This window comes from Ideonella flava (genome assembly GCF_051857595.1).
In the GTDB taxonomy this organism is placed as follows: domain Bacteria; phylum Pseudomonadota; class Gammaproteobacteria; order Burkholderiales; family Burkholderiaceae_C; genus Ideonella.
Map to the genome: position 1 here is coordinate 18649 of NZ_JBPZHD010000013.1, position 15947 is coordinate 34595.

Here is a 15947-nt window from a genome sequence, read left to right on the forward strand (position 1 = left end):
AAAGCGTCAGCGGTCAGGGGGCGATTCGGCGATCACCACGATCGCCTGGCGCTCGATGCGCCGGACGCAGGACCAGGGCAGCGAAGCCGGCTCTTGCCGGACCAGCCCGACACGCTCCAGCAGCCCGATGCGCCCATGGACGAGCTGCTCGATCGCGCCCTGCGGCTCGCCCGGCTTCCAGGGGCAGACCAGGTCGAACAGCCGGCCCAGGCGGCGCCCGTCCTCGCCCACCAGGCGCAGCGCGTCCAGCTCGCTCAGCGTGCGCGGCTTCAACCCCTCGGCATCCATCGTCCGAGTCTCCTGTCCAGGGCGCCCGCGCCCCAGGTGCTCGCGCGCGAGCTCAGGCGGATCACCTCCGAGATCTCCACCACCTCGGCCCAGGGGATGCGGACCACCGCCCGGCCGAACACCCGGCGCGCGAGCGCGCCCAGCGCCCGCGGCAGGCGCCGGCTCCACGCGCCCGGGCCCAGCTGCAGCGCGACCACCCGCGGGCCGTCCGTCGTCCACTCGAGTTCGATGTCGTCGACCATGCCGCACGAGCGACCCTCGACGTCGACGATCTCGTGGTCCAGCACCTCGCGCAGCAGGTGCAGCGGGCGCGCGCGGCGGCGGTCGGTCCTGGTCGCCATCAGCCCTGGCCCTCGTTGGTGAGGAAGAACAGCGGCAAGGCCGCCACGGCCGCGAGCGTGATGGTCACGAGATAGAACCAGCCCAGCGTGTTGGCCAGCCAGCCGTTGGCATGGCGGCCCATGATCTTCCGGTCCTGGGCGACCATCAGCAGCGGGAAGTAGGACAAGGGCAGCACCAGCACCGACGCGACGATCGAATACTCGACGACCTGCACCGGGTCGATCCCGGTGACGACCACCAGCCCCGACAACAGCAGGATCGCGACCCACGCCAGCGTGAAGCGTGCGGTGTCGCGCTTGCGGTGCTGCTTGCCCCAGGGCCAGCCGGCGAACTGCGCCAGGTTGTAGGCGCCGGACAGACAGGTCTCGATGGCCGCCCCGCCGAAGGCGAAGAACATGCCTCCCACCGCCAGCCACAGGCCGATGCGGCCGAAGTGCGCCACCGCCGCCAACGCTGCGGGCCCGGGCGACTGCGGGTCGATCGCCAGCGGTGCGAAGAACTCGGCCCCCAGGCTGATGAGCGCGACCGACAACAAGGCTCCCAGGCCGAAGCCGACGATCACCACGAGACGGTTCATCGGCACCTCCTTGGGCGTCCACTGGTCCTCGATGCCGCCCGAGGCATAGAAGTAGGTCTCGTAGGGCAGCATGATGGAGCTCAGCAGGGCGACGGCGAAGTAGGCATACAGCAGCTGCTCGCGCGCCGACAGGTCCTGCGGCCAGCTCGGGACGAATCCCCTGGCCATCTCGCCCCAGTCCGGCTGGCCGGCCACCAGGGCCACCAGGAAGACGATCATCATCAGGCCGCCCAGGCCGTAGAGGCGCTCTATCCACTGGAACGGCAGGAACCAGACGACGAGCAGCAGGAACAGCATCGCACCCAGCATCAGGGGCCGGTAGGGCCAGGCGGACATCAGCTGCCACAGCAGCGCGACGCCGCCGACCTCGGCGGCGCAGGTCAGCAGGCTCACCACCAGCGAGGCGACCAGCGTCACCGCGCCGGCGTTGAAGCCGTCCCGCTCACGGATGAGGCTGAACACCGGCCGATGCTTGACGGCGGCCACGCGCCCGGCCATCTCGCAATAGGCCATGATCCCGACGGTGCCCAGCAGGCTCACCCACAGCAGCTGGTGCGCGAAGCGCGTCCCTGCGTTGAGCGAGAAGGTCAGCTCGCCGATCTCGACGAAGCCGCCCATCGCGGTGAGGATGCCGAGGAAGACTTCCGCGAACTGGCCCATCGTCTGTCCCGGCGCTCAGTGCGGCAGGGCCGCCTCGTCGTGCTGCAGGCGCTCGCGCAGCGCCGGCACGGCCTGCAAGGCTGCGGGATCCTGCCGGGCCGGGCCGTGCTCCGAAAGCACGAGCACCAGGGCGGCAAGCTGCTGACCCGCAGCCTGCGCGTCAGCGCGGATCGCGGCGGCCGAGGCGGGCGCGGGAGCCTTGTCCAGCTGCTCGCGGGCACGCTGGACCGCCAGGCCGAGCTGGATGGCGTGTCCGCGCACCGCACGCTCCGGCAAGCGCACGCGGCGGCTCTCGGCTTGCAGGAGCTCCAGCTCGGCGGCCTGCGACCGCAGCAGGCCGATCGCGATCCGCAGCTCGGTGGTGGCGCTGTCGGCCAGCACGGTCTGGCAGCAGCAAAAGCACAAGGACACGGCCGCCAGCAGGCCAGGGTGCCTGGCGAATGAAGGGCCTCGCATCGGGTCTCCGGGCGATCGTGATGATCACGGCCGGGCAGGCGACATGCCCGGGACATGCCCGGATTTGGCACGCGGCTTGCCGAGTCGGCGGCGGGCGGGGGCCGTCGCCCCCGAGGCGAAGTGGCATGTCTTTCGCGCGTCGCGCCGTGGTGAAGTTCTGCTGCTGTGCGGCGGCCTGGCTGGCCGGCGGAGCAGCGCTCGGCCAGTCACCGGCTCCGGCGGGCCAGTGGACCATGGCGGCCGGCGACCACGCCAATACGCGCTACTCGCCCTTGGCCCTGATAAACCAGTCGAACGCCTCGCGCCTCACGCTGGCTTTCAGCTTCGACACCGGCAGCAGCAAGGGCCACGAGGCGGCGCCGCTGGTCGTGGGCGACACGATGTACCTCGTCACGCCGTACCCGAACACCGTCTATGCGCTTGACCTGCGCCAGGGCAAGGGCAAGGTGAAGTGGAAGTTCGACCCGCAGCCCGCCCCGCACTCGCAGGGCGTGGCCTGCTGCGACGTGGTCAACCGCGGCGCCGCCTATGCCGATGGGCGCCTGTTCTTCAACACGCTGGACGGCCAGGCCATCGCGCTCGAGACGGCCACCGGCAAGGAGCTCTGGCGCACGCCGCTGGGCGACGTGACCAAGGGAGAGACCATCACCATGGCGCCCCTGCTGGTCAAGGGCAAGGTGCTGGTGGGCAACAGCGGCGGCGAGATGGGCGTGCGCGGCTGGCTGGCGGCCCTCGATGCCGCAACCGGCCGCATCGCCTGGAAAGCCTATTCGACCGGCCCCGACGCCGACGTGCTGATCGGCCCGCTGTTCAAGCCCTTCTACGCCTCCGATCGCGGCAGCGACCTGGGCGTGAAGAGCTGGCCCGGCGAGGCCTGGAAGATAGGCGGCGGCAACGTCTGGGGCTTCATCTCCTACGACCAGGCGCTGGACCTTGTCTATGCAGGGACGGCCAACCCCGGGCCCTGGAACCCCGAGCAGCGCCCGGGCGACAACAAGTGGACGGCCGGCGTCTTCGCGCGCCGGCCCGATACCGGCGAGGCGGTGTGGTTCTACCAGTGGTCGCCGCACGACCTGCACGACTACGACGGCACCAACGAGAACGTGCTGGTGGACCTCGAGATCGGCGGCCGCCTGCGCAAGGTGCTCCTGCACGCCGATCGCAACGGCTATCTCTACGTACTGGACCGCGCCACCGGCCAGGTGCTGTCGGCAGATCCCTTCGTGCCCATCACCACCAGCCAGGGCGTGGACCTGGACACCGGCCGCCCGCGCATGAACCCGGCGAAGGATCCGCGGGTCGGCGAGTCGGTGCGCGACATCTGCCCCGGCTCGCCCGGCGGCAAGGACTGGCAGCCCAGCGCCTGGTCGCCGCGCACGAGGCTGCTCTACATCCCTCACCAGAACCTGTGCCAGGACGCGATGACGCTGGAGACCAGCTACATCGCCGGCACGCCCTACGTCGGCATCGAGGTGAAGATGCGGCCGGGCCCCGGCGGCCACCGGGGGGTGTTCACCGCCTGGGACCCGGTGGCACGCCACAAGGCCTGGGAAGTGCGAGAAAAGTTCCCGGTATGGAGCGGCGCGCTGGTCACCGCCGGCGACCTGGTCTTCTACGGCACGATGGACGGCTGGTTCAAGGCCCTCGACGCAAAGAGCGGCGCAGAGCTGTGGCGCTTCAAGACCTCGTCCGGCGTCATCGGCCAGCCGGTGAGTTACCGCGGGCCCGATGGCAAGCAGTACGTCGCGGTCCTCGCCGGCGTGGGCGGCTGGGCCGGCGCCATCGTCAGCGGCCCGCTGGACGCGCAGGATCCGACGGCTGCGACAGGCTTCGTCAATGCGATGAAGGATTTGCCGCAAGCCACTTCGGCCGGAGGCAGGCTGTATGTCTTCGCGCTTCCTTGAACACGTGTTCGCGCTCGCCCTGGTCGGCGCGGCCTTCGCCCTGGTCTTCGGCTCGCCGGCGGCCAGCGGCGCCGAGCCGCTGCGCGTCTGCGCGGACCCGGACAACCTGCCGTACTCGCGGCGCGACGGCAGCGGCTTCGAGAACCGCATCGCCGAGCTGCTGGCCGGCGAACTGCACCGCGAGCTGCGCTACGCCTGGCAACCGCAGCGGCGCGGCCTGGTGCGCAAGACGCTCGGCAGCGGAGAGTGCGACCTGTTGCTGGGCGTGCCCGCCGGGCTGGATCGCCTGGCCGCCAGCGCGCCGTACTACCGGTCGAGCTATGTGCTCGTCACGAGACAGGCCGATGCCAGGCCGCTCGCCGGCTTCGACGACCCGCGGCTGAAGGAGCTGCGCATCGGCGTGCAGCTGGTGGGCGACGACCTCGCCGCCACGCCGCCCGGCCATGCGCTCGCGCTCAGGGGCGCCGTCGAGCATGTGGTCGGGTTCACCGTCGATGGCGAGGGCCCGGCCGGCGAGCGGATGATCGCTGCGCTCTCGCGCGGCGAGCTGGATGCGGCCATGGTGTGGGGGCCGCAGGCGGGCTGGTTCGCTGCCCAGGCGGCGGTGCCGATGCGGGTGCTGCCGCTGGCGCCGCCGCGTGAACTGGGCAGCGTGCCTTTCGACTATGCGATCGCCCTGGGCGTGCGCCGCGACCCTTCGGGCGAGGCCCTGCGTCGAGAACTCGACCAGGCCCTGTCCCGCCGCCAGGCCGACATCGATGCCATCCTCGCGCGCTACGAAGTGCCGCGGTGGCCGCTGCAGGGGGCGACGCGATGAGACCCCTGGCCAGCATGCTCGCCGTCGCCCTGTTGCTGGGGGCGTGCGAACGCGAGCAACGCCATCTGAACGGCCCCCTCGCGGCCGCGCCCGGCTCCGACGCGGCTTCGGTCACGCCGGCGCAGGAGCGCGTGGCTTACGACGTCACGCAGGGCAAGCGGCTCTACCGTTGGTACAACTGCAGCGGCTGCCATGGCAACGGCGGCGGCAACATGGGCCCGCCGCTGATGGATGCGAAGTGGCGCTATGGCGCGAGCAGCGCCGAGATCGTGCAGTCCATCCTGCAGGGCCGGCCCAACGGCATGCCTGGCTTCGCCGGACGCATTCCTCCCGACCAGGCGTTGCAGCTCGCGGCGTACATCCGCTCCATGAGCGGCCAGCTGCGCACCGACGTCGCCGCCAACCGCAGCGACGCGCTCAGTGCAGGCCCGCCCGAATCGCGCCGCGACCGCCTGGCCCCCGTTCGCGAGGCGCCGTCGTCGTCGCCTGCGGGGAGCTGACGCCATGGACACCGGCCTCTGGCACAGCGCCCTGTGGACCGCCGGCCCCCAAGCGGGGGAGATCCTCGACCTCTGGCGGCTGACGCTCGCGGTCTGCCTGCTGGTGTTCCTGGCAGTGCTGGCCGCGCTGGCGTTCGCCCTGCGCCGTTCGGGCCGCGCCACGCGAGAGACGCCGGCGGAGCTCGGCGGGCTGGCGGTTCCCGAGGCCGGCCCCCGGCGCGCCGTGGCCTGGGCGCTGTCGATCTCGGCCGTGCTGCTCGGCGCCCTGCTCGTGCAAAGCGTGGCCACCGACAGGGCGTTGGCGGCGCTGCCCTTGCAAGGCGCGCTGCACGTGGAGGTGACGGGCCACCAATGGTGGTGGGCGGTGCACTACGACGATCCCGATCCCTCGCGCACCTTCGACACCGCCAATGAACTCCACCTGCCGGTCGGTCGGCCGGTGGTCCTCACGCTGCGCTCGGCGGACGTGATCCACAGCCTGTGGATCCCCAGCCTGGCCGGCAAGAAAGACCTGATCCCGGGGCGCACCGCCACCCTCGTCCTGCGGGCCGACCGGCCCGGCGCCTACCGTGCCACCTGCGCGGAGTTCTGCGGCTGGCAGCACGCCTGGATGGCGCTGCCGGTGATCGTGGAGTCGCAGGCAGGCTTCGACGAGTGGGCGAGCACGCAACGGCAGCCGGCGAAGACTCCCACCGACACGCTGGCGCTGCAGGGCCGGCGCATCGTGCTCGGCGGCGATTGCGTCATGTGCCATCGCATCGCCGGTACCGAGGCCGGGGCCCGCAGCGGACCGGACCTGACGCATCTGGCCGGGCGCGCCACCCTCGCGGCCGGTGCCTTGCCCAACGACCCGGCGCACCTGGCCGCGTGGATCACCGACCCCTCGGCCCACAAGCCCGGCGTGGCGATGCCGGCCCATGCCTTCAAGCCCGACGAGCTGCACGCGGTCGTGGCCTACCTGCAGAGCCTGCAATGAACGAGACCGAGCTGACCCGCACCAACGCCGTGCCGCCGACCGCCGCGGACGCGGCCGCGCTGGAGCGCACCTGGAGCGATCCTCCCGGTCTGCTGGGCTGGTTCTGTGCCATCAACCACAAGGAGATCGGCCAGCGCTACATCGTCAGCACCTTCGTGTTCTTCGTGGCCGCCGGCGCGCTGGCCCTCCTGATGCGAATCCAGCTCGCCCGGCCCAACAGCGGGCTCATCGGGCCGGACCTGTACAACCAGCTGTTCACGGTGCACGGCACGACGATGATGTTTCTCTTCGCGGTGCCGGTGATGCAGGCGGTGGCGATCTGGCTGCTGCCGCCGATGCTGGGCGCGCGCAGCATCGCCTTCCCGCGGCTGAACGCCTACGCCTACTGGATCTACCTCTTCGGCGCGCTGATGCTGTTCGTCGCGCTGCTGCTGAACGTGGGGCCGGACAACGGATGGTTCTCCTACGTGCCGCTGGCCGGCCCCGATTACGGCCCCGGCAAGCGCGCCGACATCTGGGCCCAGATGATCACCTTCAGCGAGACCTCGGGCCTGGTGACGGCGGTGGTCATCCTGGTCACCATCCTGAAGTTGCGCGCCCCAGGGATGACGCTCAACCGCATGCCGCTGTTCGCGTGGGCGATGCTGGTCACTTCGCTCATGGTGATGTTCGCCATGCCCTCGGTGATGCTGGCCAGCACCGCGCTGATCATGGACAGGCTGATCGGCACGCATTTCTACAACCCCGCCGAGGGTGGCGACGTGCTGCTCTGGCAGCACCTGTTCTGGTTCTTCGGCCACCCCGAGGTCTACTTCATCTTCGTGCCGGCCCTGGGCTTCATGTCGCACATCATCGCGACCTTCTCGCGCCGGCCGGTGTTCGGCTACACCGCGATGGTGCTGGCGCTGGTGGCCACGGGCTTCATGTCCTTCGGCCTGTGGGTGCACCACATGTTCGCCACCAACCTGCCGGAGGTGGGCAAGGCCTTCTTCACCGCGATGAGCATGGCCATCGCGCTGCCCTCGGCCCTGCAGATCTTCTGCTGGCTCGCCACGCTGGCGACCGGCAAGCTCTGGCTGCGCACGCCCCTGCTGTTCGTGCTGGCCTTCTTCTTCGTGCTCGTGCTGGGCGGGCTGTCGGGGATCATGCTGGGCATGGTGCCGCTGGACCTGCAGGTGCACGACACCTACTTCGTCGTCGCCCACCTGCACTACGTGCTGATAGGCGGCGCGGTCTTCCCGCTGTTCGGGGCCATCTACTACTGGTTCCCCAAGATCACCGGCCGGATGATGAGCGAGACCCTGGGCCGCTGGAACTTCTGGCTGTTCTTCGTCGGCTTCAACCTGACCTTCTTCCCCATGCACCTGCTCGGCCTGCACGGCATGCCCCGGCGGGTCTACACCTACCCGGCCGGCATGGGCTGGGAAGGCATGAACCTGCTGGCCACCGTCGGGGCCTTCACCATCGCCGCCAGTGCGTTGCTGTTCGTGGTCAACGTCTGGCGCAGCGCGCGTCACGGCGAGGTCGCGGGCGCCAACCCCTGGAATGCCGGCACGCTGGAATGGGCCACGGCCTCGCCGCCGCCGGCCGTCAACTTCGAAGCGCCGCCGGTCGTCCACGGCCGCGAGCCGCTGTGGCAGGCGGCCGAGGAGCCGGTGCAGGTGGGCGGCCTGGCGGTCAACCAGCGCGAGGTCCTGGTGACCACCGTGGTCGAGGCGCGGCCGGACCACCGCGTGGTCTTCCCCACGCCTTCGCCTTGGCCCTTCGTCGCCGCGGTCGCGACGACCGTGTTGTTCATCGCGTCGATCTTCACGCCCTGGGCGGTGGTCTGGGGCTCCATCCCGCTGGCCATCGCGCTCATCGCGTGGTTCTGGCCGAGCCGCGAGCAATCGCAGCAGGAGATGCTGCTGGAGCGCTCCCCGTGACGATGCCGCTGACTCGCAAACTCGCCGGCCGCGAAGAGGCCGACTGGCAGCTGCAAAGTTCGCAGGCGGACGTGGTGGCGGCCGGCGAGGCGCTGGACGTCTCGGCGTTGCCGAGCTTCGGCTTCTCCCACCGCAGCCTGATGTGGTGGGGGACCGCCGGCATGATGGGCATCGAGGGCTGCGTCTTCGCGCTGGCCGCGGTGATGCTGCTGTACCTGCGGACGCATGCGCCGGTCTGGCCGCTCTCGACGCTGCCGCCCGCGCTCATGTGGGGCACGCTCAACACCGTCGTGATGCTGACCAGTGTGGTGCCGAACCACTGGACCAAGAAGTCGGCCGAGAAGCTCGACCTGCGGCGCACGCGGCTGGGGATGCTGGCGTGCGTGGGTTGGGCCGCGGCCTTCCTCGTCATCCGCTGGCTGGAGTTCGAGAACCTCCATTGCCGCTGGGACGACGACGCCTATGGCTCCATCGTGTGGCTGCTGATGGGGCTGCACACGGTGCACTTGCTGACGGACTTCGGCGACTCCTTCGTGCTGGCCGCCCTGCTGTTCAAGAAACCCTTGCCCGCGCGGCGCTTCGTCGACGTGAGCGAGAGCGCGGTGTACTGGTACTTCGTCGTGCTGGCCTGGATTCCGATCTACGGGCTGGTCTACCTCTTGCCCCAGCCCTGGCTGGCAGGCTGAGAGGGATTCCGACCGCCGTCCGCAGTGTTCACCATGAGCTGGCCCGCATTGATCCTCGCCCCGCTGCTGGCCCTGGCCGAGCAGGCGGTGGCCTATGCGCTCACCACGCCGGGTTGCGCACATCAGCATGACGTGCTGCTGCATCTCGTGCCGCTGGTCTTCCTGCTGGCCACGCTGGTCGCCACGGCGATGGCCTGGACCGAGGCGCGGCGGGGTGCGCCGGCGGCGGGCCATGCCGACGCGGACGGGCGCGGAACCAACGCCTACTTCATTGCCTGTGCCTCCACGGGGGTCGGTGTGCTGTCCAGCGTCGCGATCCTGGCGATGTGGGTGCCACTGTGGTGGCTGCCGCCGTGCGTTTCCTGATCGCCGGCCTGCTGGGGGCGGCCGGTTCCGGCGCCTGGGCCCACCTCGGGGAGGACCCTGCCGCGGCGGCGGGCTCGCCGGTGCTCCTGGCGGGCGGATGGGTGTTCGAGCCGTGGGTGATGGTCTGCCTGCTCTTGAGCCTGGGCTGGTATGCGCTCGGCGTGGCACGGTTGTGGCGTCATGCCGGGGCGGGCCGTGGGCTTCGACGCTGGCGCGTCGGTGCGTACGTGGCCGGCTGGCTGGCCTTGGTGGCGGCACTGCTGTCGCCGCTGGACAGCCTGGGCGCCTGGCTTTTCTGGGCCCACATGCTTCAGCACGAGCTGCTGATGGTGCTGGCCGCGCCGCTGCTGGTGCTGGGCCGGCCCCTGGCCGCCTGGGCGTGGGCCCTGCCGCCGGCCGGCCGGCGCGCACTGGGCCATGCCTTCCATCGCCGCCGATGGCGCCGGGGCTGGAAGCTGCTGACGACGGCCTGGAGCGCCTGGCTGCTGCACGCGGCGGCGCTGTGGGTCTGGCACGTCCCCGCGGCCTTCGATGCAGCGCTGCACCATCGCGGCCTGCATGCGCTGCAGCACGCGAGCTTTCTCTTCAGTGCGCTGCTGTTCTGGTGGACGGTGTTCGGTGCCTCGGCACGGCACCCGCGCCCGGGCGTGGCGCTGATGTCGCTTTTCACCACCATGCTTCACAGCGGCGCCCTGGGCGCACTGCTCGCCCTTTCACCCAGCGTCTGGTACCGGGCCTATGCCGTCAGCGCTCCGGCGCTCGGCTGGGAGCCCCTGGCCGATCAGCAGCTGGGCGGCTTGCTGATGTGGGCGCCCGGCGGTCTGGCTTACGCCGTGGCCGCCTTGCTGCTGGCGCGGCAGCTGCTGCTGGCGGCGCCGGTGGACCGCGTCGGGTGGCGGCACGCCGGCGCTTGAGCCAGCGGCGCGTGGAGCGGCTGCCGCGTCTGCAAATGTTGCAGCACCGTCGGCAGCGTCGAGGCGGCAGGGCGCTGCAGACGGGCGTCCTGGCCCATCGCCGCCGGTGCCATGCCGGCGTCATCGCCGATCCGGGCGTGGGCCAGGCTGGCGCCCATCAGGCCGACGAGTGCGCAGGCCAGGGCCAGCGCGAAGGCGAGGGTGAATTGCCGCATGGTGCCTCCTGTCGGGTCATCGGGGGCGTCGTCACAAGGTCAGCAGATAGGCCACGAGCTGGTCCTTCTCGGGCGGGTTCAGCTTGAGCTGCAGCACCAGGTTGAAGAACTCGACCGTGTCGGCCAGCGTCATGAGGCGCCCGTCGTGCAGATAGGGCGGCGAATCCTTGATGCCGCGCAGCGTGAAGGTCTTGATCGGCCCGTCGGGCATCTCGGCGAAGTCGTTCCTGGTCGAGCCGACCTTGTAGAAGCGCTCGAGCTTCAGGTCGTGCATCTGCTGGTCCATGAAGCCGGTCTGCGGGATGTGGCACTGCGCGCAGCGGGCCTTGCCCATGAACAACTTCTCTCCGGCGAGTTCCTGCGGCGTGGCGCGCATCGGATCGAGGTGGCCGACCGGGTCCAGCTTCGGCGCGGGAGGGAAGTCGATGATGTTCTGCATCTGGGCCATCATCGCGACCTGGCTCGCGCGGTCGGGCAGGTTCACGCCCTTGCGCGCGGCGCTCACGTGGTCGCCGTTGAAGTAGGCGGTGCGCTGCTCGAACTCGGTGAAGTCCTCGATCGAGCGCAGCGAGCGCTTGGAGCCGTGGATCTGCTGGTTGAACATGCCGCGCAGGCTCACCGTGTCGAGCCGGAATCGCGCCGCCTGCGGGCGGATGTCGGGCGTGAGGTGGAAGGCCGCGTTGGTATGGAAGTTCGAGTGGCAGTCCAGGCAGGCCACGCCCAGGCTCGGCAGCGCGACCTTGCGGTCCTCCGTGATGTTGAACTCCTCCTGCGGGAAGGGCGTGAGCAGCAGCCGCAGGCCTTCCATCTGAACCGGCGTGACGATGCCGTTCATGATTTCGTAGAAGTTGCGGATGGACAGCAGTTGCCCGCGCGAGACGTCGCCCAGCTCGCCATGGGTGGTCAGGAAGATCGGCGGCGGGAACTCGGGCGTGACGTGGTCCGGCAGGTCGAAGTCGACGTCGAAGCGGCGCAGGTCGCGCTGTTCCAGACGGTTGATCTCGTCGATCTGCAGCGTGGGGAAGACCTGGCCGCCCGTCGCATGCTTGACGTGGGGCAGCGGCTTGAAGCCCTCGGGCAGCAGGTTGCGCTGCCGGATCTCGTCCGGGCTCAGCTTGCCCAGGCCGTCCCAGGTGGCGCCGCCGGCGAGCTTGACGCGCACACCGCCTTGCACCGGCTTCTTGCCGCCGGACATCATCACGCCCGCAATGGGCCGGTTGGCGAGGTCGTAGCGCTCGTTGAGCAGGCCGCTCTGGCGTTGCATCACCTTGGGCTTCTGCGCCTCGTCATCGGCCTTGACGGCCGAGAAGGGCCGGGTGGGAAGAGGGCGGTAGGTGGTGTCGGGCGGCAGCGGATCGGCGGCCAGGACGGTGATGCTGGCGACGAGGCTGGCGACGGCCAGGCCGCCGGCACCCAGCACGGCGGCGGATGAGATCAGGTCGGACATGAGGGGCTCCCTTCGCGGTCTCGCGATTGGGAGCCGTCTGGCAATGGGCGTGCCGCTAAGGGGACTTCTCTTCGGCGACCGGCGTCAGCAGGAAGGCTCGCTTGTGCAGGCCGAGCGCCTTGTTGCGGGCGAAGCCGACGATGGCGCCATCGCGGTTGATGCTCCAGGCCCACTTCAGCATCCAGCCGGCGTCGCGCACGGCCGGGTCGATGCGATGGTTGAGGTCGATCACCTTGCCGTTCTCCCACAAGGTTGCGCGGTAGCCGCCGAGGGTATCGAACCGCCGCCGGCTCGCGCCGACGATCTGTCCGGCGTCGTTGATGGCGAGGGCGAAGGCGGCATCGCCGCCCAGCGTGCCGAGATCGGTCATGGTGTCGCCATCCCATCGCACCGCGTGGGTGGCCTCGTTCCGGTCGGTGCTGCTGTAGCCGGCGATGACGCCGGCGTTGTTGACGCCCTCGGCGCGGCTGTAGATGCCGCCCAGCGTGCCGAGGTCCTTGACCTTGCCGCGGTACCAGCGCGTGGCGTGGTCGTGAGGACCCGTGCCGACGATCACGCCCGCGTCATTGACGGAGGTGGCCTCTCCCGGGCCCAGGTCGGTGAACACGCCGCCCTCCCAGCGGATCGCGTGCAGGCGGCCGGACATTTCGCTGTAGCCCGCGATCACGCCATGGGCGTTGATGGCCGCGGCGTAACTGCTCGCGCCTCCCCAGGAGCCCAGGTCGGTCGGCACGGCGCCATCCCACCGGGTGGCGTGGTTGACGCCGGCCCCGGTCGCCGCCGATCCCACGATGACCCCTTCGTCATTGATCCCGAGCGCCCAGCTCTGCTCTCCTCCGAGCGTGCCCAGGTCGATCACCTCGCCGTCCTGCCACAGGGCGGCGTGGCTCTGGAGGTAGCCCTGGTGGACCAGTCCGACGACCTGGCCATGCGCATTGATGGCCCGGGCCTGGCTCATGTTGCCGCCGAGCGTGCCCAGGTCGGTGAACTGGTAGGTGCCGCCGGCCCAGGTGGCCGTGGCCGCCATGGCGGTGAAGAGCGCCAGCGCGGCGCGGCGGACGGAAACGATGGCGGACATCTCGCTGCCTCCCTTGCGGTGAAGGGAGGCTGGCGCGGCCGGCGTCAGTAGGTCTCCAGATGCAGCCTGCCCTGCTGCTTCAGCGAGGCCCCGACCGAAGCCCAATCCAGGCCGGCGGCCTCCGCCACCTCCCTGAGCGCGAGTACAACACCTTCCTCCATCGCCTTCAAGCCGCAGACATAGAAGAAGGCATTCGGGTCGGACAGCAGGGGCACGAGGTCCGCCGCGCGCTCGCGCATCAGGTCCTGCACATAGCGCTTGGGTTGTCCCTGGGTTCGGCTGAAGGCGAAGTTGATGTCGATGAAATCCTTGGGCAGGCTTTGCAGCGGGCCGAAGTAGGGCAGCTCCTCCTTCGTCCGCGCGCCGAAGAAGAGCAACAGCTTGCCGCCCTCGAACTTGCCCGAGTGGCGCAGCCGGCGACGCCACTCCGTCATCGCGCGCATCGGCGCCGAGCCGGTGCCGGTGCAGATCATGACGATGTGGCTCTTCGGGTGATTCGGCATCAGGAAGGTGGTGCCGAAAGGCCCGATCACCTGCACCGTGTCGCCCACCTTCAGGTCGCACATGTAGTTGCTGGCCACGCCACGCACCGGCTTGCCCTGGTGATCCTCCAGCACGCGCTTGATGGTCAGCGAGACGTTGTTGTAGCCGGGCCGCTCGCCGTTGCGCGGGCTGGCGATGGAGTACTGGCGCGCATGGTGCGGCCGGCCGGAGTCGTCCGTGCCCGGGGGGACGATGCCTATCGACTGGCCCTCGAGCACCGGGAAGGGCATGGTGCCGAAGTCGAGCACGATGTGGTGGGTGTCGTACTCCTTGCCGACCTCCGTGACGCGCACGTTGCCCGTCACCGTGGCGGTGACGGACTTGTCGGCGGACTTGGGGCCGTAGAGGTTGGCGTAGGCGTGGGCTGCCGACCAGGGCGGCAGCGTGGCGCCGTATTGCGCGCTGTTGAAGGCCGGCTCGGTGCCCGGCTCCGGCGCCACGACCGGCGGCTGTGCGGCCGCTTCTTCGGCCACGTCGGCGCCCGCCAGCGCCGTCAGCTGCTCACGGCTGAGCTCCGTCGGCAAGGCATCCCAGCTGAACTGCTCTTCAAGGCTGTAGGCCTTGGCCTGGGGCATCTGCCGGTAGTTGTCGATGCTGCCGGTGGGGCAGGGCGAGATGCAGTCGTTGCACCAGTTGCAGATGGTGGCGTCGACCACGTAGTTGCGCGAGTCGTGCGAGATCGCGCCCACCGGGCACATCGTCTCGCACGTGTTGCAGCGGATGCAGATCTCGGGGTCGATCAGGTGCTGCTTGATGATCTTGACGGCCATGTCCATGGCAGCGGGCTCAGTTGAATCGCACGTATTCGAAGTCGACCGGCTGGCGGTTGATGCCCATCACCGGCGGCGCGATCCAGTTGGCGAACTTGCCCGGCTCCACCACGCGGCCCATCAGGCTGGTGACGAAGGCACGGTCGACTGCGCTGGGCAGCCACTGGTCCACCTTGGCGGCCCATTCGGCCTCGGACACCACCTGGCCCTCGGGCGAGATCTTGGCACCGGCCAGGGAGCCGATGTTGCGGTGGAAGGCCTTGTGCGGCGTCTTCAGGCGGAAGGGGATGCCGGCCTTCTCGATCACCTTGTTCCAGCGCTCGACGCCGGCGATCGAATCCTTGATGTAGTCGTCGCGCAGCACCTCGTTCAGCGCGTTGAGCATGGGCACTTCGCGTTCGATCAGCTGGCCGTTGCTGACGCTCAGGACGCGGTAGGTCTGGCCGCGCAGCTGGTGGTCGTCGACGCGCTTGCCTTCCTCGAAGCGGCCCTTCAGGCCGGTGGAGTAGAAGGTCGCGGCGTTGCTGGATTCATCGGCACCGAACAGGTCGATGGTCACCGAGAAGTGGAAGTTCAGGTAGCGCTGCAGCGTGGGCAGGTCGATCACGCCGGCGGCGCGCAGCTTGGCCGGGTCGTCGGTCTTCAGCTCGTTCATCGCCTGGCAGGTGCGCTGGATGACGCGGCTCACCCCCGACTCGCCCACGAACATGTGGTGCGCTTCTTCCGTCAGCATGAACTTGGTCGTGCGGGCCAGGGGATCGAAGCTCGACTCGGCCAGCGCGCAGAGCTGGAACTTGCCGTCGCGATCGGTGAAATAGGTGAACATGAAGAAGCTCAGCCAGTCCGGCGTGGGCTCGTTGAAGGCCTGCAGGATGCGCGGGTTGTCCTGCTGGCCGCTGCGGCGCTCGAGCAGGGCCTCGCCCTCTTCGCGGCCGTCACGGCCGAAGTACTTGTGCAGCAGGTAGACCATGGCCCAGAGGTGCCGGCCTTCCTCGACATTGACCTGGAACAGGTTGCGCAGGTCGTACTGGCTGGGGCAGGTCAGGCCGAGGTGGCGTTGTTGCTCGACAGAGGCCGGCTCGGTGTCGCCTTGGGTGACGATGATGCGGCGCAGGTTGGCGCGGTACTCGCCGGGCACGTCCTGCCAGGCGTCCTCGCCCTTGTGGTCGCCGAAGTGGATCTTGCGGTCCTTCTCGCCCGGGTTGAGGAAGATGCCCCAGCGGTAGTCCGGCATCTTCACGTGGCCGAACTGGGCCCAGCCCTGCGGATCCACGCTGATGGCGGTGCGCAGGTAGACGTCGAAGTTCTGCGAGCCGTCCGGCCCCATGTCGTCCCACCAGCCCAGGAAGTTGGGCTGCCACTGCTCCAGCGCGCGCTTGAGGGTGCGGTCCTCGGCCAGGTTGACGTTGTTGGGGATCTTCTCGCTGTAGTCGATGGTGCTCATGGTGATCTCTGCCTTGGTGGGTTTGCTCGGCTTCGACAA

Annotated in this window: 17 protein-coding genes; 8 read left to right on the forward strand and 9 right to left on the reverse strand. The window is 69.6% G+C overall.

Features of this window, described 5'->3' with window-relative positions; genetic code table 11:
* Positions 1 to 6: 6 nt before the first annotated feature.
* Genes ACS5PM_RS25800 through ACS5PM_RS25815 form a run of 4 tightly spaced genes read right to left on the reverse strand, consistent with a single transcriptional unit; the run spans position 7 to position 2323 of the window.
* A complete protein-coding gene (locus tag ACS5PM_RS25800; RefSeq protein ID WP_439390692.1) occupies positions 7 to 288 on the reverse strand; it encodes a hypothetical protein in 282 nt (93 codons plus the stop codon).
* On the reverse strand, positions 270 to 629 hold the full coding sequence (locus ACS5PM_RS25805) for a hypothetical protein (protein ID WP_439390693.1): 360 nt from the start codon (positions 627 to 629) through the stop codon (positions 270 to 272). Before ACS5PM_RS25805 ends, ACS5PM_RS25800 begins: the two co-directional genes overlap by 19 nt.
* The gene (locus tag ACS5PM_RS25810; protein WP_439390694.1) at positions 629 to 1867 is read right to left on the reverse strand and encodes an NRAMP family divalent metal transporter; all 1239 of its coding nucleotides are present in this window, start codon (positions 1865 to 1867) and stop codon (positions 629 to 631) included. Before ACS5PM_RS25810 ends, ACS5PM_RS25805 begins: the two co-directional genes overlap by 1 nt.
* Before the next feature lie 15 nt (positions 1868 to 1882).
* Positions 1883 to 2323 carry a hypothetical protein gene (locus tag ACS5PM_RS25815; protein ID WP_439390695.1) on the reverse strand — a complete coding sequence of 147 codons (441 nt, stop codon included), beginning with the start codon at positions 2321 to 2323 and terminating at the stop codon, positions 1883 to 1885.
* 125 nt (positions 2324 to 2448) lie between these two features.
* Between ACS5PM_RS25815 and ACS5PM_RS25820 the strand changes: the two genes are divergently transcribed.
* From ACS5PM_RS25820 to ACS5PM_RS25855, 8 genes are read left to right on the forward strand one after another with little or no spacing between them, the layout of a single operon-like run.
* Positions 2449 to 4227: a methanol/ethanol family PQQ-dependent dehydrogenase gene (locus ACS5PM_RS25820; RefSeq protein WP_439390696.1), complete on the forward strand. Its 1779-nt coding sequence runs from the start codon at positions 2449 to 2451 to the stop codon at positions 4225 to 4227.
* The gene (locus ACS5PM_RS25825) at positions 4208 to 5044 is read left to right on the forward strand and encodes a quinoprotein dehydrogenase-associated putative ABC transporter substrate-binding protein (protein ID WP_439390697.1); all 837 of its coding nucleotides are present in this window, start codon (positions 4208 to 4210) and stop codon (positions 5042 to 5044) included. The genes ACS5PM_RS25820 and ACS5PM_RS25825 overlap by 20 nt, the downstream gene beginning before the upstream one ends.
* Positions 5041 to 5544: a c-type cytochrome gene (locus tag ACS5PM_RS25830; protein WP_439390698.1), complete on the forward strand. Its 504-nt coding sequence runs from the start codon at positions 5041 to 5043 to the stop codon at positions 5542 to 5544. Before ACS5PM_RS25825 ends, ACS5PM_RS25830 begins: the two co-directional genes overlap by 4 nt.
* Positions 5545 to 5548: 4 nt before the next feature.
* The gene (gene coxB, locus ACS5PM_RS25835; protein WP_439390700.1) at positions 5549 to 6520 is read left to right on the forward strand and encodes a cytochrome c oxidase subunit II; all 972 of its coding nucleotides are present in this window, start codon (positions 5549 to 5551) and stop codon (positions 6518 to 6520) included.
* Positions 6517 to 8445: a cytochrome c oxidase subunit I gene (gene ctaD, locus ACS5PM_RS25840; RefSeq protein ID WP_439390702.1), complete on the forward strand. Its 1929-nt coding sequence runs from the start codon at positions 6517 to 6519 to the stop codon at positions 8443 to 8445. Before coxB ends, ctaD begins: the two co-directional genes overlap by 4 nt.
* A 2-nt stretch (positions 8446 to 8447) precedes the next feature.
* Positions 8448 to 9131, forward strand: coding sequence for a cytochrome c oxidase subunit 3 (locus ACS5PM_RS25845; protein WP_439390917.1), 684 nt, complete (start codon positions 8448 to 8450; stop codon positions 9129 to 9131).
* Between the two features lie 33 nt (positions 9132 to 9164).
* Positions 9165 to 9497 carry a hypothetical protein gene (locus ACS5PM_RS25850; protein WP_439390703.1) on the forward strand — a complete coding sequence of 111 codons (333 nt, stop codon included), beginning with the start codon at positions 9165 to 9167 and terminating at the stop codon, positions 9495 to 9497.
* Positions 9485 to 10411, forward strand: a complete 927-nt coding sequence (locus tag ACS5PM_RS25855) for a cytochrome c oxidase assembly protein (protein WP_439390704.1) — start codon at positions 9485 to 9487, stop codon at positions 10409 to 10411. The genes ACS5PM_RS25850 and ACS5PM_RS25855 overlap by 13 nt, the downstream gene beginning before the upstream one ends.
* Here ACS5PM_RS25855 and ACS5PM_RS25860 read toward each other — a convergent pair.
* The 5 genes from ACS5PM_RS25860 to boxB are packed head-to-tail and all read right to left on the reverse strand — an operon-like array spanning position 10324 to position 15908.
* On the reverse strand, positions 10324 to 10626 hold the full coding sequence (locus ACS5PM_RS25860) for a hypothetical protein (protein ID WP_439390705.1): 303 nt from the start codon (positions 10624 to 10626) through the stop codon (positions 10324 to 10326). The genes ACS5PM_RS25855 and ACS5PM_RS25860 overlap by 88 nt on opposite strands.
* 31 nt (positions 10627 to 10657) lie before the next feature.
* Positions 10658 to 12073, reverse strand: coding sequence for a hypothetical protein (locus ACS5PM_RS25865; protein ID WP_439390706.1), 1416 nt, complete (start codon positions 12071 to 12073; stop codon positions 10658 to 10660).
* A 55-nt stretch (positions 12074 to 12128) separates the two neighbouring features.
* On the reverse strand, positions 12129 to 13151 hold the full coding sequence (locus ACS5PM_RS25870) for a hypothetical protein (protein ID WP_439390707.1): 1023 nt from the start codon (positions 13149 to 13151) through the stop codon (positions 12129 to 12131).
* Between the two features lie 44 nt (positions 13152 to 13195).
* Positions 13196 to 14470, reverse strand: coding sequence for a benzoyl-CoA 2,3-epoxidase subunit BoxA (gene boxA / locus ACS5PM_RS25875; protein WP_439390708.1), 1275 nt, complete (start codon positions 14468 to 14470; stop codon positions 13196 to 13198).
* A 10-nt stretch (positions 14471 to 14480) separates the two neighbouring features.
* Entirely contained in the window at positions 14481 to 15908 is a 1428-nt protein-coding gene (gene boxB, locus ACS5PM_RS25880) for a benzoyl-CoA 2,3-epoxidase subunit BoxB (protein WP_439390709.1), read from the reverse strand.
* Positions 15909 to 15947: the final 39 nt, after the last annotated feature.

Bases quoted from the DNA above. Each gene is read 5' to 3' on its own strand.
- ACS5PM_RS25800 (WP_439390692.1), bottom strand. From the start codon at position 288: ATGGATGCCGAGGGGTTGAAGCCGCGCACGCTGAGCGAGCTGGACGCG.
- ACS5PM_RS25805 (WP_439390693.1), bottom strand. From the start codon at position 629: ATGGCGACCAGGACCGACCGCCGCCGCGCGCGCCCGCTGCACCTGCTG.
- ACS5PM_RS25810 (WP_439390694.1), bottom strand. From the start codon at position 1,867: ATGGGCCAGTTCGCGGAAGTCTTCCTCGGCATCCTCACCGCGATGGGC.
- ACS5PM_RS25815 (WP_439390695.1), bottom strand. From the start codon at position 2,323: ATGCGAGGCCCTTCATTCGCCAGGCACCCTGGCCTGCTGGCGGCCGTG.
- ACS5PM_RS25820 (WP_439390696.1), top strand. From the start codon at position 2,449: ATGTCTTTCGCGCGTCGCGCCGTGGTGAAGTTCTGCTGCTGTGCGGCG.
- ACS5PM_RS25825 (WP_439390697.1), top strand. From the start codon at position 4,208: ATGTCTTCGCGCTTCCTTGAACACGTGTTCGCGCTCGCCCTGGTCGGC.
- ACS5PM_RS25830 (WP_439390698.1), top strand. From the start codon at position 5,041: ATGAGACCCCTGGCCAGCATGCTCGCCGTCGCCCTGTTGCTGGGGGCG.
- coxB (WP_439390700.1), top strand. From the start codon at position 5,549: ATGGACACCGGCCTCTGGCACAGCGCCCTGTGGACCGCCGGCCCCCAA.
- ctaD (WP_439390702.1), top strand. From the start codon at position 6,517: ATGAACGAGACCGAGCTGACCCGCACCAACGCCGTGCCGCCGACCGCC.
- ACS5PM_RS25845 (WP_439390917.1), top strand. From the start codon at position 8,448: ATGCCGCTGACTCGCAAACTCGCCGGCCGCGAAGAGGCCGACTGGCAG.
- ACS5PM_RS25850 (WP_439390703.1), top strand. From the start codon at position 9,165: ATGAGCTGGCCCGCATTGATCCTCGCCCCGCTGCTGGCCCTGGCCGAG.
- ACS5PM_RS25860 (WP_439390705.1), bottom strand. From the start codon at position 10,626: ATGCGGCAATTCACCCTCGCCTTCGCGCTGGCCCTGGCCTGCGCACTC.
- ACS5PM_RS25865 (WP_439390706.1), bottom strand. From the start codon at position 12,073: ATGTCCGACCTGATCTCATCCGCCGCCGTGCTGGGTGCCGGCGGCCTG.
- ACS5PM_RS25870 (WP_439390707.1), bottom strand. From the start codon at position 13,151: ATGTCCGCCATCGTTTCCGTCCGCCGCGCCGCGCTGGCGCTCTTCACC.
- boxA (WP_439390708.1), bottom strand. From the start codon at position 14,470: ATGGACATGGCCGTCAAGATCATCAAGCAGCACCTGATCGACCCCGAG.
- boxB (WP_439390709.1), bottom strand. From the start codon at position 15,908: ATGAGCACCATCGACTACAGCGAGAAGATCCCCAACAACGTCAACCTG.